We start from the raw sequence: 16,718 nt of genomic DNA, 5'->3' as shown, positions 1-16,718 counted from the left end.
GGCACCACCCTGGCCGTATCGAAAGGATCTCCCCTCGTGTTGAACCCCGCACTCGAAAGATTGCAGTCACCGGAATGGGACGGCGCACTCTGGATCGGCGACGTCGACATCGAGCACGAGATGCCCGAGTCCCTGTCCCTGTCGGACGCGGAGGGCTATTCACGTGCACGGCTTCTCGTTCGGCACGGCATGGACCCGATGGGCTTCGTCGAACTTCCGATCCTGGACGGCTGTGTCTCGGTCGACACTCTCATCGAGCGCGTGCGCACACTCGACGTCGTAGATCCCGGGGAATCTCCCGCCGCCGTCTCGGCTCCGCACCCGCTCATGCCTGCTGTCTCCGTGGTGATCTGCACTCGCGATCGGATCGATCATCTGCGCGGGGCGTTGGCCTCGGTGCTGGCGGTGGACTACCCGGACTTCGAGGTCGTCGTCGTCGACAATGCATCGCCGACGAACGCCACCGTCGATTACGTTCGATTGCTGGCAGATCCACGGGTTCGTGTCGTGTCCGAGCCCATCGCAGGGTTGTCCCGTGCACGAAATACCGGTCTGCGTGCCGCCCGGCACCCTATCGTGGCGTTCACCGACGACGACGTGGCCGTCGACTCGTTGTGGCTTCGGAGCATTGCCCGCGGATTCCGACGCGGCGATCGGGTGACGTGCGTATCGGGGATCGTCCCGAGCGGGGAGATCCGAACTCATGCGCAGGCCTACTTCGATCGACGCGTCGGCTGGGCCAGTTCGGTGACGCCTCGGATCTACGACCTCGCCCATCCTCCAGCGGACGTTCCACTGTTCCCGTTCCAGGTCGGTATGTACGGCACGGGCGCGAATTTCGCCGTCTCCCGCGACCGCATGTTCGATCTCGGTGGATTCGACGAAGCGTTGGGCGTCGGGTCCCCGACCAATGGTGGTGAGGACCTCGACATGTTCTTCCGCGTGCTCATGGCAGGGGACCAATTGGTCTACGAGCCTGCGTCGATCGTGTGGCATCGTCATCGCGCCGATTCGGACGCGCTTGCGGTCCAGGCTCGCGGGTACGGGCTCGGGCTGGGGGCATGGTTGACGACGGTAGCGACGGATCGACGGGCCGCGACTCTCGCGGCACGCGTCGCGGTGCGAAGGCTCGGTAGCGCCGTCCGGCTGTCGGTGAAGATGAGCAAAGTCGCCTCTCCCCCGGACGATCTCGCCGCGGATCTGCCGGACGGAATCGGCCGGATGGAACTGCTGTCCATCGCCAAAGGTCCGGGTGCATTGCGTCGGAGCCGACGTGAGGGCCGCGTCCGTACACCGTTGTCGGCGGTGAGCCGTGTCCCTGTCCTCGACTGATATCCGCGACGTCGCCCATCGAGCGTCGACGTCGCCGCGCCCTGGCATCCGATTCGCCGACGTAGCAGTTCTTGCCGCCGTCGCGGCGTTGGTGGCGATGGCACCGCTGCCCGCCCCGATTCGTGCTGCTCTTCTCGCGGTGACCGTGTTCACCGGGCCCGGATCGGCGATTCTGACCTGGATCTACATTCCACCGCGGGCTCGACTTGCCGCCGTTCCCATCCTGAGTCTCGCGTCCTTCGTTCTCGTCACGACGGCAGCCATGTGGGGTTATCAGTGGTCACCGCGTTGGATCACCGCGATCGTGGCGTTGGCGCAGCTCGGATCCTCGGCACTCTGGTATCGCAGGCACAGTGAATGGCCTGAGGTGCAGGGGTGGCGAGAGTGGGCTCGGCAGGCCTTCTCGCGTCAGTCGATACGCGGACGCGTACAGCGTGCCGCCGAGATCGTGTGGGATCGAGAATTCCTCCGTCACAATGTCGCCGGCCTCTTGCTGGCGCTGGCCGTCGTGCTGTGGCTGCCCGCCCTGCCAGGGCTCGAGAGCGCCGGCTATTCACAGTTCGGGCTTCTGTCCGCAGGCACCGGTCCCATCCTGGTCATCTGTATGGCCCTGGTGGTCGTAGCTTTTCTGACGGCGGTTCGTCGTCATCAGTTGCGTATCGCTGTTGCTGCTATCGGCGTAGCCATTCTCGTGCAGCGCGTGACGGTCACGCTCGTGACCGATGCGCCGGTGTACGAGTGGACGTACAAGCACGTCGCAGTCACCGAATACATTCTGGCGTTCGGGGCGTTGCCGCCCAATGGAATCGACATCTACTCACAGTGGCCCAGTTTTTTCGTGGTCACTGCGTGGTTCGGTCAGGTCAGCAACTTCGGAATCCTCTCCCTCGCGCACGTCTTCGCACCGATGATTCACGTCCTCACTGCGGTGTTCGTCTATTCGCTCGCCCGGGTTCTGAAGCTCCGGCGACGCGTCGCGGTCACCGCGGCGATGATCGCGGAATTGGTGAACTGGGTCGGCCAGGACTACTACGCCCCGCAGGCACTCGGTTTCGTTCTCGCCGTGGGTTTCATGGTGTTACTGCTCGCTTCGATGCAACTGCGGGTTGCGGGGTTCCTGGCCATCATCCCGTTCGCGGCGCTGGTACCCACGCACCAACTGACCCCGTACTGGCTGTTCGCAGTCACCGGAGTTCTGCTCGTCACTCGGCGAGCCAAGCCGTGGTGGCTCATGTTTCCGCTGGCGATCATTCTTCTGGGTTATCTCTATCCCCGGTTGTCCATCGTCGCCCCGTACGGGCTGCTGTCCGGTTTCGATCCGGTGGAGAACGCCGCGAGCAACGTTCAGGCGCCGGGAATCCTGGGCAAGCAGGTGACTTCCCTGGTGTGTCGGGCCTTGTCGGCGGGTGTCTTTGCGCTGGCGATGGCATCGATCGTGTACGCCTGGCGAACCAAAAAGACGTTCTGGGCGCCGATGGTCATGGCCTTCGGCTCGATCGCTCTCCTCGCTGGGCAGAGCTACGGCGGCGAAGCGATCTTCCGGGTGTACCTGTACGCCATTCCCGGCTGTGCGTTGCTGATCGCCCCGATGCTGCTCGCCGCCCTCGACATGGAGCCGTCGGCCGCCCGTTCCACCCTGGGCAGAGTGGGCACCCGCGCCGCGATGGCAGCTGCAGTTCTGGGGACCGTCGGCGCAGCGACCTTCGGGTTGCAGGGTTACTTCGGTTTGTGGCCGCTGATCATCGAGAATCGTGCGCAGGTCGACCAAACGCGGGACCTGGTCGCGCAAGCGCCCGTGGGTTCGACGTTCACCCTGCTCTATCCCGCCGGCTACCCGATCAGGTCGACGGCAAAGTACGTAGCGCAGGCCGAGGCGAACGAGTTGTTCGACGCGCCCCTGAACTATTACGGCCCCGAATACATGCTCGAGTTCCCGACGGCCGAGCAACTCGAAGCCTTCGACTGGGATGCGTCGCAGCGCGGCACGCCGTCGTACGTGATTTTGACCCGTCAGTCGCTCGAGTCGATGAAGTATTACGGATTCATGCAGGAGGGTGCTGCGGAGACGTTCGAGCGTTGGTTGAGATCGAATCCTGCCTGGTCGTTACGGTCGCAGGACGCTGACACCCTCGTATTCGAGCGACCAGTGGATTAAACATTCAATTGGTATGAGCAACGTCTCACAAACAGCACCACGGATTGTTTACGCGCAGCTTGACAATCACAAAGCATCTTTTAAGGTATATGCAGGTCGAAAACAGGATGTCGCATTCGAAAAACCGAACGCGTACTTGTCCAGTCTGTGGGATCCGCCGGGGGTCGCGCCGCAGATGTTCCAAGCCTAAGTCGGTCACCGCACTAATACCTGTTTGGAATGGCAATGAACTCCATGAACCCGCGCATCAGCATCGTCATCCCCACTCTCAACGAGGCTGCCAATCTGAGGCACGTTCTGCCGCTGCTTTCGCATGATTACGAACTCGTGTTGGTCGACGGCGGTTCCGTCGACGGGACCATCGATGCCGCTCGTGAGATTCGCGGAGACATCCGCATCATCAAGCAGACCCGCAAGGGCAAGGGCAACGCTCTTGCCTGCGGGTTCGAAGCCGCAACCGGCGACATCATCGTGATGTTCGACGCCGACGGCTCTGCCAACGCGGACGAGATCCCACGATTCGTCGACGCGCTCCTCGCCGGTGCCGATTTCGCGAAGGGCAGCCGCTTCACCCCGGGCGGCGGAAGCCACGACATCACTCCCCTGCGTCGCGCCGGTAACGGTGGCTTGCACCTGGTTGCGAACACGCTCTTCGGGACCAAGTTCTCCGATTTGTGCTACGGCTACAACGCATTCTGGCGCGATCTGGTGCCGGTGCTGGACCTGCCGGCACTCGAGCAGGAGCACGCCGAGGGCGAGATGCTCTGGGGCGATGGCTTCGAGATCGAGACCATCATCAATTGCCGTTTCGCCGAGGCAGACGTTCGTATTCAGGAAGTGCCGAGCATCGAGCTGGCTCGGATCTACGGCCAGTCCAACCTCCGCACGTTCTCCGATGGCTTCCGCGTACTCCGCACGCTGTTCACCGAACGTCTGCGTGCACGTCGGCTCGCCAAGGAGTCCATCCCACGTCCGGGCCGCAGCACCAACGATGCGCGTACCGACATGGACCTGGAATTCGAAGCGTTCGAGGTCTTCGACGAATTGAATTCGATTCCACTGCACAAGAAATCGGCGTGAGCAAGCTCACCTCGTCGGTCGTCGTCTGCGCCTACACGCTCGATCGCTGGGACGACCTCAGTGCGGCAGTCGATGCCGTGTTGGGCCAGTCCACGGCTGCGACGGAACTACTGGTCGTCATCGACCACAACGAGCGGTTGTTCGAGCGTGCACGGGCAGAGTTTCTGCCGCGTAGTTCGGCCGTGAACGTTGTCGAGAACTCGCATCCGCGTGGCTTGTCCGGGGCCCGCAACACCTCGTTGGACCTCGCGTCAGGTGACATCGTGGTGTTCCTCGACGACGACGCCGCACCACGCTCGACCGAATGGATTGCATCGATTTCGGCGCATTACGCGGACCCCAACGTCTACGCGGTAGGCGGGTCCGCGCACCCGGTCTGGCCCAGTTCTCGTCCCGCTTTCCTACCGACCGCGGTCGCGGGAGAACCGGGTGAACTGGATTGGATCGTGGGCTGTACCTACCGTGGTCAGCCCACGACCACCTCGACGGTTCGTAACTTGATGGGCGCCAACATGTCTTTCCGTCGCGCACCGATCGTGGAGCTGGGCGGATTCATCTCCGGCATCGGCCGCATCGGGCGTATTCCGCTGGGCTGCGAAGAGACCGAACTGTGCATCAGGCTCCGTCAGACGCACCCCGAAGCGCAGATCCTCTTCGACCCGTCGATCGCCGTCGACCACAACGTCAGCGCCGACCGGACGCGGCCCCGGTATCTTCTCTCGCGGAGCTACGCCGAGGGGGTCTCCAAAGCTGCCATCGCTCGTCTCATCGGCCCAGGGGACGCCCTGTCTTCCGAGCGTTCGTACACGGCCAAAATTCTGCCACGCGCAGTCGGACGCGAAACCGCTGCGGCGGCACAGGGAAACCCGGCCCGCTTGTGGGGCGCGCTCGCTGTCGTCGCCAGCCTCGGCGCAGCCGGATTCGGTTATGCACGTGGACGATTGAGCCGTACCTCCGGTTAGCGTATCTGCGTTCGCTTCACCGAATTGAGCGCACGCACATGCCCTGCCGGTTTCGGTCCACCGCCGGTCAGGGTCACCGTTCTACTCGCCCCTGCAGCGAGGTGGAACCACGAGTCACTGGTGTCGAATCCGCCGACGTCGATGCATACGTACTGAGCGGCCGAGTTCGTCGACACGGTCAGCGACCACCGACCCGAATCCACTGGTTCGACGCACGCGGACAGACCCACATCGTTCTGTCGAACTTGTGTCTCACCGATGAGATGAGTTGCCTCGGCGACTCGAACGCCTGCGAGGTCGACCAACTCCGCCACCACCGAAGAGTACGTCTGGGTCCCGAATCGATACGCGTGGTTGACGTCGGCGAACGTTCCGATGACCCGGTCGAGAGCAAGCATCTTCGAACTGTGTCCCGCGAGTTCGATCGGCTGTTCATAGGGCTCGCCGATTCGGCCCGTCGCGCCATGCAGTGACACCCGAAGAATTCCCTGCAGCGGCTCCGGTGTGTCGTCGACCATCTCGATGCTCAGACCGTCGAGACCGTCGTCGACGAGGAACACCGCGATCGGGCTGCTGATACGCGCCAGGCTGTACCACGGAGCCTTCGGGTCTCCTGCGGAGTCCCGTAGCCCCCAACCGGCTCCCGGGACCAGGTCGCGAAGAGTCAGTACCAATGCGCCGCCGCACTCGGATTCGGTTCTGCGCCAATGCGAATAGGATGCAGTAACGGCTTCACACACGGAGGCGCGGCCGTAATCGAGATAGAGTTCGGCATCGGTTCGACGGACGAGGTGGGGGTCGACCGCGAAGATGGCTCGAACGTAATGATCTCGGACATCCTCGAAGTCCCAGGACGATCCGCGGTCGCGTGGCACCGCGGACTTCCACTCGGGATGATGACCGGAAACATTGGCGGAGCCGAACATTCGATCCACCGCTCGCCGCTCCGGCGGGATCGAGAACGCCAGGCATTCGGCAGCGAAACGTACACGCGCCGTGCGCACGTCGGCGATCGGCCGCAGATAGCCTCCGATACCGAAGTAGTGCGCAATCCCGTCACCGACGTGGGTGTGCAGTTCACCGGACGTCGACGACGGACTGGAAGTGACATAGGCGGTGCCGGCGAGACAGTTCTCGAGGATCTCGGGAATCACACTGTCCAGCAGAGGGATCTGTTGATCGGCAGCAGTGATTCCCAGCATCGTGGGCTGCTGCTGCGTCTCACTGCCACCACTGACGACGGCCAACGCCGGGTTACCTCCGATACTCGCGAACAGTGCTTCGAGTTCGCGTTCGAGGACCTCGACGAACTCAGGGTCCTGCGGCGGATCGGTGGTGGCGAGCATGACATCCTGCCATACCATGATGCCCAATTCGCCGCAGAGGGACCAGAATTGACGTTGCTCGTACACCAGCGTGCCGACGATGCGGATCGTGTTCAGTCCCGCGTCACGCATACGCAGCAGTTCCGCGCGCATGACTTCTTCCTCGACCCACAGGCGTGTCGGATCGAGAGGAGTCCAACAACCTCCGCGAGCGAAAACCCGAACACCGTTGACGCTCAGGTCCACCGACCGCCCATGCCGAATCAACTCGGTTCGGCGAAAGCCGACCATTGCACTGTGCACACGATCTTCGTCGAGAGTGACGGACACGGGATATCGGACCGGCTCACCGTGCGTGTGCGGCCACCAGAGGCGGGCATCCGGGATGGTCACGGACACATCGAAATCCGAGGAGTCGACGGCGTAGGAGAACCGCCGATCGCCGACGTCGACGGTGACAGTCGACACCGTCTCGTCGAGATCTGCACGGACTCGCAGCACCCCGTCCGTCCCCTCGACCGTGGTGTGGAGCCGACAGTGTCGCGCACGCGATCGTGGCCGTAGCGTCACCGGACGCCACAAGCCGATCGGGGCAGGAACCGGTCCGTACACGGGGGCGCGGCCGAGCAGGGTGGTGCGTTCGTGCCGCAGGCCCTGCTTGTCCACCAGCGAGGATCGCCAGCGTCCTCGTGGTCTTCTACTGCCGAGGACGACGTCCATCGACTCGACACGCACCGCTATCTCGACGACGGAGATACCGGCCGGGATGTCGAGGGTCGTCGGTACGAACATGGATCGAACCTGGGCAGCCTCCGCGCCGTCGACCCAGATCGTTGCCCTCGTTGCGATGCCCTCGAACGTCAGCGTCGTAGCGATATCGCTGGGCACGGACACCGAGGTGGTGAACCACCAGTCGAACGCGTCGAGATCCGGCCGGTCCACCACCGAGGCGACGGTGCCCGGCACGAGGGCAACGCACCGCTCGGCGTCCGCACCGAGCTCACCAGGATGCAGACACGATCCCGGTTCCGTTGCAGTCAGCTGCCACTCGGCGCCGTCCAGAAAGTTCTCGAGATCGCTGCTCACCTAAGTTATCTTGCACTCACAGAGCGATCGAGATGACATCCATCGCTGCACTCCAGCTCGCGGTCATCGCTGCGAGCGGATCTTCGAGTGACACCGCACGCCCGCGCGCGGCGCGGGCCATGCGGAACTGAACGGCTTTCGCGCCCTGAGCCACCTGCAGAAAATGAGGCACGGCCGCGCCGATACCGGCCACACCGCGGGCCTCGAGGTACCCGCAGAGGTCGGCGGCGAGTTCGGCGCTCGCGCCGCACTGACGGAGCAGACCGAACGACCACAGATGGAATGCGTCGGGACCGGACCGCTGAACCAGTGGGATATCGGCGATGACGCGTCGAGCAAGCGCGTCGACGGGGTTGTTCGACGGCCTCCGCGCGAAGTGCGCACGCGCAAGGTCGAGATCGCGGTCCCCCGCACCGCTCGCGATGGTGTTGCGGCCGAGCCTGATCTGCTCGACGTACGGAAGCAGGACCTCGGGATGCGGAGCGGGGGCGAGATTGAACACGCCGTCGAAATCTGCGCCCGAAAGCTCGAAGTAACCGCGGTTGTGGAAGTAGCCGAGCACCTTCTCGGTCTCGTCGAGCGAGTTCGGAACGATGGTGGTCTTGGTGTGGTTGTTGCGGTAACTGGTACCCGAGGTGTCGGGCAACCAGAAGCCGTCGACCTCCACGGTGACGAGCACACTGTCCTCGAGCCCCTCGCGGATGTGGTCGAGGATCGGACGCCACACGTTCATCTCGTGCACGTCGATGCCGTAGAGCGCGCGGAGATCCTCGGACTGCATCTTGACGAAGTCCCACTGCCGACCGTCGCAACCGGCGCTCAACACGAATGCCAATGCAGGAATCGGGTCGGCGCCCAGCGAATGGAGGAGTTCGATCCACAGATCGACATAGCAGTTGGTTTCGGTCCATACCCGTTCGTGGGAGTGGATGGAATGAGTCTCGTACGTCGAGGGGTTCAGGCTCAGCAGGCGTAGTTCGGTGGAAGACCGACGTACTGCCTCGGTAGTGCCGTCCGACGCGACCGCGTCGGCATACCTGGAGATGACCGAACTGTCTGACGCCACTATGCCTCCTGCCGGATGACAAGCTCAGGGCTCGAAGCCGAATTGCCCATTTTGCCTGGATCGAGGGCTCAATACTAAACAATCGGTCTGTTTAGCGTCCAATCGAAGACTGTACAATTATTTGAGGCGCTGAAGCTGGCGGTTGGCCTGACTGATAAGACGTGACACAACGGGCCGTCGGAAACGGCTGCAATCACAGAGCGAGCAGTCGCTTCCCTTGCGGTAATGCTGATGCGCAGTCCGCTGATGACGACACTTGCATACCGCGTCTGAGCTGGCCATAAACGTGAGTCTAGCCAATGATTCAGTCAACTATTGCCGCGTGCGGCTCATAAAACCGGAGGCGCCACAGTGCGACGCGTCTTACGTGGGATGGCACTTGTAGTTGCATGGGCGATCCTGATTTTCACCATCGCGATGCTGGCCGTTCGCCAACTGGGCGTGACGCAGATCATGCTGGTGGCCCTCGTCGTCGGAGCCCCCTACTTCGCAGTGTTCGCCGCCGTGGCGGCGATCCTTTTTACCGTGACACGCTCGCGCGTCGGCCTGGTCACGGCAGTAACGCTCGCGATCCTCCTCGTCGGCATCCAGATCCCCCGGTTCATCGCGGACACCGCGACCGCCACCGGGCAGGACATCACTGTCCTGACGGTCAACGTCGCGCACGGTGAGGCCGACGCCGCAGCGATCGTCGACGAGATCCGTACGAGCGATGCCGATCTTCTCGCCGTACAAGAACTCACCCCCGCCGAGGTCGACGACCTCACCCGCGCTGGGATCGACGATCTGCTGCCCTACAGCTTCACCGCCGCGCTGCCCGTCTCGGACGGCACCGGCTTGTGGAGCAGGACTCCGCTCACCGACGGCACGCGACTGTCCGACTTCGGTTTCGTACCGGTTCAGGCGAATACCGTCATCGACGGCGTCGCGGTGACCGTGGTGGCGTTTCATGCCATGTCGCCTGCAACACCACGCGACACCGTGCAGTGGGCAAAGGACCTCGACCGCATGCGCGCCTCGATGGAGTCCTACCCGGGAACAGTGCTGGTGGCCGGGGACTTCAACGCCACGGGCGACCATCGACAGTTCCGCGATCTGGCGAGCGCGGGCTTCGTCGACGCCGCCGAACGCGCGGGTTCGGGATTGTTCCGCACTTTCCCGTCGGACCGTCCGCTGGCGCAGCTCGACCACGTGGTGACGAGCGATACGGTCGACGCACTCGAGGTGCACCCCGTCCAGATCCCCGACTCCGACCACCTCGCGGTGTCCGCCCGACTTCGGCTGCCGGGCGCGTGAACTAGAACCTCGGCAGCTCGAACACCGGCGGCGGGGGTAGCTGGAACTGTGGAAGCTTCAGGCCAGGTAGACCCGGTATCAGGGGCGGGGGCTCGGGTGCCGGCGGTGGTGCAGGAGCGGGCGTCGGATCCTCGTATTGCGGTGCCTCGTAGGTCTCGACCGGCTCCGGCGCCGGAACCACCGGCTGGGGCGTCGGCCGGGGCACCGTGGTGGTGGACGGCGCGGGACGTGTCGTCGACGGCACGGTCGTCGTAGGTTCGACGTTGTCTGTGGGCGCACTTGTCGAGTTGTCCGAATTGCCGTACCCGAGGGTGAGACCGAGGGCGGCAATGGCTGCCAGCCCGGCCGCAACGAGCGCCGCGCCGCGAACCTTTCGAGTGGACGTCACAGGTCTGTCGGCGGGCTCCGGGCTCAGCCATTCGGGGGCACCGGTGAGCGCCAAAGACGATGCGGCCTCGGTGGCCAGGTTCTCCACCGGCGTCGCGAGCAGGGCTGCACCCTTGGCTGCGACGGACTCGGGATCACGAGGCGTCACCACTGGCAGTCCGGTCCACGACCTGATGATGTTTTCGACCAACGGAATCCGAGCGCCACCGCCGATCAGGAACACGGCATCGACGTACTGCGGCGATCGAGTGAGCACATCCCGAAGCAACCGTGCCGAATACTCGATGGGGACCGTGACGAGTGCCTCGAACGCCTCACGGGAGATGAGGATGACGCCGCTGTCACCGGGAAGGCAGACTGCGCCGTTGACGGACAGTTGTTCCTTCGCGATACGGCACCGGCTGGTGAACTCTGCGATACCGAGTGCGGGAGGTGGCTCGGCCCCGCGCCTGGAGAGTTGGTTGTCGCAGATGAGCCGATCGAAATCGTCACCGCTGATGTCGGTGGTTCTTTCGGCCAGCAACACGTCACCGCTCGCGCGATCGATCACGCTGATGGTCAGACCGGAGCTTCCCAGGTCGTACAGCCCGATCGTGCCGAAGTTGGCCAGCTCGCCTGACGCTTCCAGGTAGGCCAGAGCCGCTCTGGCCTCGGGGACCAGCCGGTAGTTGTAGAGACGCTGGTTCGCCATCGCCTGCTGAATCTCACCGAACTGCTGCTGATCGCGGTAGGCGACGCCGGTCGCCTCGACTTCAGGGCATCCGTTGCGCTGGGAGAGGACCACACCGATCGACTCGGCGGCTACGTCTTCCGCGCAGTCCTGCCAGTAGGCGTCGACCGTGTCACTGTAGAAATCGAGACCCTGCCTGCCTGCCGAGTACATCCGCAAGTCGGGACGAGCCATGCGGACGGCACTCGACCCCACCGAAACACCGAGAACCTCAGTCATGACCTGCCTCACTTGGAGGCGCACGTCTCGAGCGCACGCCACTGGGACTCGCCGAAGAAAGAGATACAAAGATCCACTCTCGGTGCCCCCACTCGGCAATACTGTAGCGCGGCCGTTGCTCGATGGCGATCGCCGTAACGTAGACCCCGTGCATATCCTCTTCGTTTGTACAGGCAACATCTGCCGCTCCCCCACCGCCGAACGTCTGGCCATGGCGTACGCCGCCGAAAGGGGGTTGGCGTTGACCGCTTCCAGCGCTGGTACCCATGGGCTGACCGGTCACCCCATGGACCAGTCCGCGGCCACCGTGCTGCGTCAACTCGGCGGGGACGAGGAAGGGTTCGTCGCGCGACGCATCTCGCCTCGAATGGCGGAGGAAGCGGACCTGATCCTCACCATGACCAGCCGCCACCGCGACGCCGTGCTGGGCATCGCGCCTCGTAGGTTGCGTCGGACGTTCACGTTGCTCGAGGCTGCAGAGCTGGTGCGGTCTTCCGAAGCCACCTCGCTCGACCAGATCGCCGACGCCCGTGCGAAACACTCGGTATCGACCTTGGACATCGAGGATCCGTACAAGCGGGCGCACGAGATGTACGAGGAAATCGGACAGCAAATAGCCGATACTCTGCCCGAAATACTTCGGTTGATATGACTCGCGGTCCGTTTGAATCCCATCGAGCAGTTAGCTTGACCACCGGATACGCGGTATCGGTCAAACGTACGGTCCGGTATCTTTCCGATAGGAAATTTGCCGTCGCATGATGCAAGATGTGACACATGCCGATGTATCAGGTCAGAACCGAGGACGAAGTACTCGCCGAAGCCGAGCTTCCGACCGACAGCAAAGCGATGACGTGGGCCGTCCGCATGACGACCGTGCACCGTAAGGCCCTCCGCGGGCGTCGATGGCAAGGTCACCGTCTCGTAGGCGGCGTATGGGAGCACCGATTCGGTGGAGGCCGCCGTACCGCAGCACGCGGCGATGCCGCTGCCGGCTGAGCACCACTCCCTCTTTCTGCGGTAGCGTTCGCAGGTCATTTCCGCGGTAACTTGGCCGGCGGGAACCGGAGTGAGGGTTGATCTACATGCGCGACAAAGTCATCGCGGTATCGGCGGTGGCAATCGCAGGTGTCGCAGTAGCCGTCGGACTGACCATCGGAGCGCTGGGCGGAGCGTTCTCCGATACGACCACCACGGTGCACCCCCCGGCCCTGCGATCGGACCTGAGCTCCGCTGTGCGCGCCGCACCCTCCACCGGCATCCTCGTCCCGCCGTCGCCGACGTGGAAGGTGGCGGTCCCCACGACGCCCAAGCCCACAACGACAACCCCGCCCACCACCACTCCCCAGCCCACCACGACTCCTCCGGGAACCACACCTTCAGGTACGACGACGGCCAAGGCGACACCCGGGGCGAGTACTACCGAATCGTCGTCGACGAAGGCACCTCGCAGCAGCACCAGCGGACAGCAACCCGCAACCTCCTCGAAAGTGACCACGCCGAAGCGCTGAGGAGTTCTGCCTTCGCCCTCAGGCGGGCGTGAATCCGATTTCCGATATCTCGGACGCGAATCCGGATGTGGCGGGAGCAAGCGCGGCCACCCACACCAACACCGCACGTGAACCCGGAACCACCTCGGTCGGGATGGTCGTCACGCCGCGGCCCGTGACAGCGGACCCGAGGACACGCGTCGAGCTCAGCGTGCCGTCCGGTTCCGGTGGCGTCCGGATCTCCACGGTCGTCCCGGCCACCGGGGTCGAAACCCAGACTTCGTCGAAGTCCACCTGATAAGCGAAGTTCACCAGGAGGCCGATTCCATTGTTGGTCGTGCCGAAGGGGCTCCGATAGTTGTCCGTGGACCATGCGGTCGCCGGGTTGGCATCGATGGCCAGTCTCGCATCTTCTGGGTTGTCCGGGCTGCGTACCGCGGACCACACCTCGGCGCCGGCCGGCAGAATCGGTGCGGGTGCCGGCGGTGGCTTGGTAGGCATCGCCGACGGCAGTTCCGGTGCCGCGGCCACGTTGGATACGTCGCCGAGGTTGTTCGCCAGCAACGTGGTGGACAGTAACCACCCCAGCAAGCCGAAGGCCCCGATCACTGCGCCCGCAGCGAGCACCCACGTCAGCTGTCGACGTGGCCCTGCGGCATCGGGGTCTGGCGGCGCCTCGATCGGTGGAGCGAAGGGACGGCGAGACCCGAGTTCCTCGACCACGGCGACGTACGGCGTCGCCTCCAGGACGTCGAACTGTCCTTGTCTTCCTCGACCGTATGCACGCGCGGTCTCGATGAATCTTCTGATCGCGTCGGGGCGCGGGTCATGGGACTGGATTACCGTGGTGCGGAACAGCGATAGGGAAAAGTCACGACCGGAGGTCAGGTCCTTGGCACGCCAACGGGCGCCCCAGCCGATGGACGGGCGACGCTGCAGCAATCGATACCGGTCCGCAACCACGGCACCCGGCACCTGCGAAGCATTCAATTGCGCCTCCACCCTCGGACTATGTCCCGATGGAGCGATTGTGCTACTTCACAATGTGCATGTCATGGCATTGACCGAAGTCGGGTGGTGCGACTGCGGTCAGACAGATACAGGTGCGTCCCAGATGAGGCGGACCGTTGTGCCATCGTGATCGGATGTCACGGCTGTCGTGTCGGCGAGCGCATGCATCAGGGGGACACCCCGTCCACGGGTGGAGTCGGGCGCATGGACAGCCCACTCACCGTGGTCGCAGATGACCACTTCGATGGAGCCGGTCGCCGGGACGAACTGCGCATGCAGATCCAACGTCCCTGGCCCGGATGCTCCGGCGTACGCGTGCTCGACGGAATTGGCCAGCGCCTCATAGGTAGCCAACACCACGTCGTAGACACGGTTGGGGTCCACGTCGAGACCGGTCAGCCACTGGTTCAGCGCGATCCGAAGTGCAGACGCTCGATCTGCCACGGCCGCTTCCCCGTCGAAGTCCAGGTGCATGACGTCCTCGAGTCGCGGGCTGGAGTTCGGTTCGGTGGCAGGAGGGACCGTCGGGTCGCTCCTGCCACCGAACACAATTGCCATCATTGCTCCGTCATACCCAAAGCGTCAGGATTTACCCACCTGAAGCGCATCCAGCGCCTCCTCTACCGTCGCAAAGATTCCGAATAGCTGATCGAGCCCGACCAGCGTCAGTGGCCGGCCCGTGGCTGGGCCGTCCGCGACCACGGCAAACCCTGCCGTGTCACCGAGTTTCTGATGTGTGGAGGCCAGCAGCGACATTCCCGCCGAAGCGAGGAATCCGACGCTGGAAAGATCGATGACGAGGGCCGTCGGCTGCTTCCCGCAGACCAACTCGACCGATTCCGTCAGCTGCGGTGCGGTCACCAAATCGAGCTCACCGGAGACCGTCACGATGGCCGCAGTGCCACGCCACTGAACAGCCACGTCGAAATGTTGAGGGCCGAGCCCTGACTCGTCAAGCGTCACAGTCGACAAACATACCCGAGGAACGCAAGTCCCTTCATCTGGTGTGATTCTCGACGCCGGATGCGCTCTCACCTGGCGTCGCTGCCGATTCACACTAGGGTGAAATGCGATGAGCTACGACAGATTCCCCGCCACCGCCGCGGTCGCCTTCGGCGGTGCACTCGGGGCGATGGTCCGCTACGAAATCTGGGATCGGCGCGAGTCCGCACGATGGCTTCTGCTGAGCACGTTTTCGATCAACGTGGTCGGGTGCCTACTACTCGGCGCCACGTTGGGTTATCTGTCCGGCCGCGCAGCACCGATCCTGCGGCCCCTTGTCATCGGGACGTCCTGCGGTTTCACCACGTTCAGCTTCTATGCGCTGCAGGGAGTCACGCATGACAATGCGTGGAATTCGGTCGTCTACATCGTGGTGACACCCATCGTGGCCGTCGCAGCGCTCGGCATCGGCGCGCTCATCACTCGCCCCCACGAGTCCGTCGGATGACCGTGCTGCTCCTCGTCGCCATCGGTGGCGCGTGCGGAGCTCTCGCGCATTACGTGATCACCGGCTCGGTCACCGACAGTCGACGGGTCCTCCTGCTGACAATGGTCTCCTGCGGAGTGCTCGGGTTCTTCGTGGCCGCGTCGCCCCCGCAGTGGATCCTCGGCCTCGCCGGTTTCGGCTTCCTCGCCTCGCTGGCGCCGATGTCCTCGGTCGCTCTGCTGACGGTCGGGTACGCGCGTCGACGACGGTTTCGAGTGGCGGCACTGTTTCTCACCGCCAATGTCGTCGGTGCGATCGCCTGCGCGATGCTCGGGTTCCTACTGTGGAAGTCCGGTGTCACGCTCTACAGCAAACTCTGACTCACTCAGACGTTGCCGCGTCCACCCTGCACGCCGGCTTTGACGAAGCCCGCAATCTGATACAGGTAGGTGTATTCCCATTGCACGAGCGAAAAGTCATAGGTGCGTGGGACCGGACGCATGGTGACCTCGCCGTCGAAGCATTGACCGAAAATGAAGCGAGCGCGCGGCAGATGGTAACGCCAGCTCACGACGATGACGTGCTTCCAACCACGTTCCTGCGCAAGCTGCTGGGTGAAGATGGCTTCCCCACGAGTCGTGCTGGGGACGGGATCGACACACAGCACGGTGTACTTCGACGTCTTCTTGTCGCAGTACTTCTTCATGACCGGATCCTTGGCACCGTAAGGATCCGACAGCACCACGGTGTCGGCAACACCTTGCTCGGCCAACGACACGCCGTACGCCTCTCGGCCATCGTGCTCACCGCCCAGAACGATGATCGCGTCCGCAGAGGTCACCGGGTCGATCGCGGCCCTCGTGAACGTCAGGTAGCCGCCGAATCCGATCAGCGAGACAAGTAGAACCGGGAGCATGATGGCAACAATGACCAAAGGGCTCCGGCGAATCACACCTCGAGCCTAATCAGCGAGGCCGACCGGTGCATTTTCAGCGACCAACGTCACCTGCGGGGTGGCCGCTGTCAACTGGCCATCCGTCCGCTTGAATGGACCATTCACGCGGTAGGGCGGCCGCGCTCCGCTTGAATGGACCACCGAAGACATCAGATCGTATGAATGTCACATTGAAGCGATGGGTTGGCCGCCGAA

At 63.6% G+C, this 16,718-nt stretch carries 17 protein-coding genes; 10 read left to right on the top strand and 7 right to left on the bottom strand.

What is annotated here, in order from left to right:
- Positions 1-36: 36 nt before the first annotated feature.
- From BJD99_RS12545 to BJD99_RS12530, 4 genes are all read left to right on the top strand, one after another.
- Positions 37-1,332 carry a glycosyltransferase gene (locus tag BJD99_RS12545; protein ID WP_256895650.1) on the top strand — a complete coding sequence of 432 codons (1,296 nt, stop codon included), beginning with the start codon at positions 37-39 and terminating at the stop codon, positions 1,330-1,332.
- Positions 1,313-3,487, top strand: a complete 2,175-nt coding sequence (locus BJD99_RS12540) for a hypothetical protein (protein ID WP_084347176.1) — start codon at positions 1,313-1,315, stop codon at positions 3,485-3,487. The genes BJD99_RS12545 and BJD99_RS12540 overlap by 20 nt, the downstream gene beginning before the upstream one ends.
- 225 nt (positions 3,488-3,712) lie before the next feature.
- Complete coding sequence (locus BJD99_RS12535) at positions 3,713-4,567, top strand: glycosyltransferase family 2 protein (RefSeq protein WP_143542138.1); 855 nt, start codon at positions 3,713-3,715, stop codon at positions 4,565-4,567.
- Positions 4,564-5,529 (top strand): glycosyltransferase family 2 protein, encoded by a 966-nt coding sequence (locus tag BJD99_RS12530; protein ID WP_084347174.1) that lies wholly within the window; start codon positions 4,564-4,566, stop codon positions 5,527-5,529. Before BJD99_RS12535 ends, BJD99_RS12530 begins: the two co-directional genes overlap by 4 nt.
- Here BJD99_RS12530 and BJD99_RS12525 read toward each other — a convergent pair.
- Both BJD99_RS12525 and BJD99_RS12520 read right to left on the bottom strand, forming a co-directional pair.
- Positions 5,526-7,940 (bottom strand): glycoside hydrolase family 2 protein, encoded by a 2,415-nt coding sequence (locus BJD99_RS12525; RefSeq protein WP_179142316.1) that lies wholly within the window; start codon positions 7,938-7,940, stop codon positions 5,526-5,528. The two genes, BJD99_RS12530 and BJD99_RS12525, sit on opposite strands and share 4 nt — an antisense overlap.
- Positions 7,941-7,956: 16 nt before the next feature.
- Positions 7,957-8,910, bottom strand: coding sequence for a DUF1839 family protein (locus tag BJD99_RS12520; RefSeq protein ID WP_143542146.1), 954 nt, complete (start codon positions 8,908-8,910; stop codon positions 7,957-7,959).
- 468 nt (positions 8,911-9,378) lie between these two features.
- On the opposite strand from BJD99_RS12520, the gene BJD99_RS12515 reads away from it, so the two are divergent.
- On the top strand, positions 9,379-10,302 hold the full coding sequence (locus BJD99_RS12515) for an endonuclease/exonuclease/phosphatase family protein (RefSeq protein ID WP_256895649.1): 924 nt from the start codon (positions 9,379-9,381) through the stop codon (positions 10,300-10,302).
- Between the two features lies 1 nt (position 10,303).
- Here BJD99_RS12515 and BJD99_RS12510 read toward each other — a convergent pair whose 3' ends face one another.
- A complete protein-coding gene (locus tag BJD99_RS12510) occupies positions 10,304-11,638 on the bottom strand; it encodes an Hsp70 family protein (protein WP_256895648.1) in 1,335 nt (444 codons plus the stop codon).
- Positions 11,639-11,786: 148 nt separating this feature from the next.
- Here BJD99_RS12510 and BJD99_RS12505 point away from each other — a divergent pair, with 148 nt between their 5' ends.
- From BJD99_RS12505 to BJD99_RS12495, 3 genes are all read left to right on the top strand, one after another.
- Positions 11,787-12,290 carry a low molecular weight phosphatase family protein gene (locus tag BJD99_RS12505; RefSeq protein WP_256895647.1) on the top strand — a complete coding sequence of 168 codons (504 nt, stop codon included), beginning with the start codon at positions 11,787-11,789 and terminating at the stop codon, positions 12,288-12,290.
- Between the two features lie 125 nt (positions 12,291-12,415).
- Positions 12,416-12,637 carry a hypothetical protein gene (locus tag BJD99_RS12500; protein WP_084347170.1) on the top strand — a complete coding sequence of 74 codons (222 nt, stop codon included), beginning with the start codon at positions 12,416-12,418 and terminating at the stop codon, positions 12,635-12,637.
- A gap of 86 nt (positions 12,638-12,723) precedes the next feature.
- The gene (locus BJD99_RS12495) at positions 12,724-13,149 is read left to right on the top strand and encodes a hypothetical protein (RefSeq protein WP_256895646.1); all 426 of its coding nucleotides are present in this window, start codon (positions 12,724-12,726) and stop codon (positions 13,147-13,149) included.
- A gap of 18 nt (positions 13,150-13,167) precedes the next feature.
- On the opposite strand, the gene BJD99_RS12490 is transcribed toward BJD99_RS12495, so the two are convergent.
- The 3 genes from BJD99_RS12490 to BJD99_RS12480 all read right to left on the bottom strand — a co-directional run bounded on the left by BJD99_RS12490 (position 13,168) and on the right by BJD99_RS12480 (position 15,060).
- Positions 13,168-14,130: a hypothetical protein gene (locus BJD99_RS12490; protein ID WP_084347169.1), complete on the bottom strand. Its 963-nt coding sequence runs from the start codon at positions 14,128-14,130 to the stop codon at positions 13,168-13,170.
- An 87-nt stretch (positions 14,131-14,217) separates the two neighbouring features.
- Positions 14,218-14,697: an ATP-binding protein gene (locus tag BJD99_RS12485; protein ID WP_256895645.1), complete on the bottom strand. Its 480-nt coding sequence runs from the start codon at positions 14,695-14,697 to the stop codon at positions 14,218-14,220.
- Positions 14,698-14,721: 24 nt separating this feature from the next.
- Positions 14,722-15,060: an STAS domain-containing protein gene (locus BJD99_RS12480; protein WP_256895644.1), complete on the bottom strand. Its 339-nt coding sequence runs from the start codon at positions 15,058-15,060 to the stop codon at positions 14,722-14,724.
- A gap of 151 nt (positions 15,061-15,211) precedes the next feature.
- Here BJD99_RS12480 and BJD99_RS12475 point away from each other — a divergent pair, with 151 nt between their 5' ends.
- Both BJD99_RS12475 and BJD99_RS12470 read left to right on the top strand, forming a co-directional pair.
- Positions 15,212-15,589: a CrcB family protein gene (locus BJD99_RS12475; RefSeq protein WP_084347167.1), complete on the top strand. Its 378-nt coding sequence runs from the start codon at positions 15,212-15,214 to the stop codon at positions 15,587-15,589.
- The gene (locus BJD99_RS12470) at positions 15,586-15,948 is read left to right on the top strand and encodes a CrcB family protein (RefSeq protein ID WP_084347166.1); all 363 of its coding nucleotides are present in this window, start codon (positions 15,586-15,588) and stop codon (positions 15,946-15,948) included. Before BJD99_RS12475 ends, BJD99_RS12470 begins: the two co-directional genes overlap by 4 nt.
- A 5-nt stretch (positions 15,949-15,953) precedes the next feature.
- On the opposite strand, the gene BJD99_RS12465 is transcribed toward BJD99_RS12470, so the two are convergent.
- Entirely contained in the window at positions 15,954-16,484 is a 531-nt protein-coding gene (locus tag BJD99_RS12465) for a YdcF family protein (protein ID WP_179142321.1), read from the bottom strand.
- Between the last annotated feature and the right edge of the window lie 234 nt (positions 16,485-16,718).

Source organism: Rhodococcus sp. 1163, from assembly GCF_002091985.1.
GTDB lineage: Bacteria > Actinomycetota > Actinomycetes > Mycobacteriales > Mycobacteriaceae > Rhodococcoides.
The sequence above is the reverse complement of the archived record's forward strand: the minus strand, read 5'-3'. Positions and strand labels throughout refer to the sequence as shown.

Excerpts from the sequence above, each read along its gene's own strand:
- BJD99_RS12535 (WP_143542138.1), top strand. The coding sequence starts at position 3,713 with ATGAACTCCATGAACCCGCGCATCAGCATCGTCATCCCCACTCTCAAC.
- BJD99_RS12515 (WP_256895649.1), top strand. The coding sequence starts at position 9,379 with ATGGCACTTGTAGTTGCATGGGCGATCCTGATTTTCACCATCGCGATG.
- BJD99_RS12510 (WP_256895648.1), bottom strand. The coding sequence starts at position 11,638 with ATGACTGAGGTTCTCGGTGTTTCGGTGGGGTCGAGTGCCGTCCGCATG.
- BJD99_RS12500 (WP_084347170.1), top strand. The coding sequence starts at position 12,416 with ATGCCGATGTATCAGGTCAGAACCGAGGACGAAGTACTCGCCGAAGCC.
- BJD99_RS12495 (WP_256895646.1), top strand. The coding sequence starts at position 12,724 with ATGCGCGACAAAGTCATCGCGGTATCGGCGGTGGCAATCGCAGGTGTC.
- BJD99_RS12485 (WP_256895645.1), bottom strand. The coding sequence starts at position 14,697 with ATGGCAATTGTGTTCGGTGGCAGGAGCGACCCGACGGTCCCTCCTGCC.
- BJD99_RS12475 (WP_084347167.1), top strand. The coding sequence starts at position 15,212 with ATGAGCTACGACAGATTCCCCGCCACCGCCGCGGTCGCCTTCGGCGGT.
- BJD99_RS12470 (WP_084347166.1), top strand. The coding sequence starts at position 15,586 with ATGACCGTGCTGCTCCTCGTCGCCATCGGTGGCGCGTGCGGAGCTCTC.
- BJD99_RS12465 (WP_179142321.1), bottom strand. The coding sequence starts at position 16,484 with ATGCTCCCGGTTCTACTTGTCTCGCTGATCGGATTCGGCGGCTACCTG.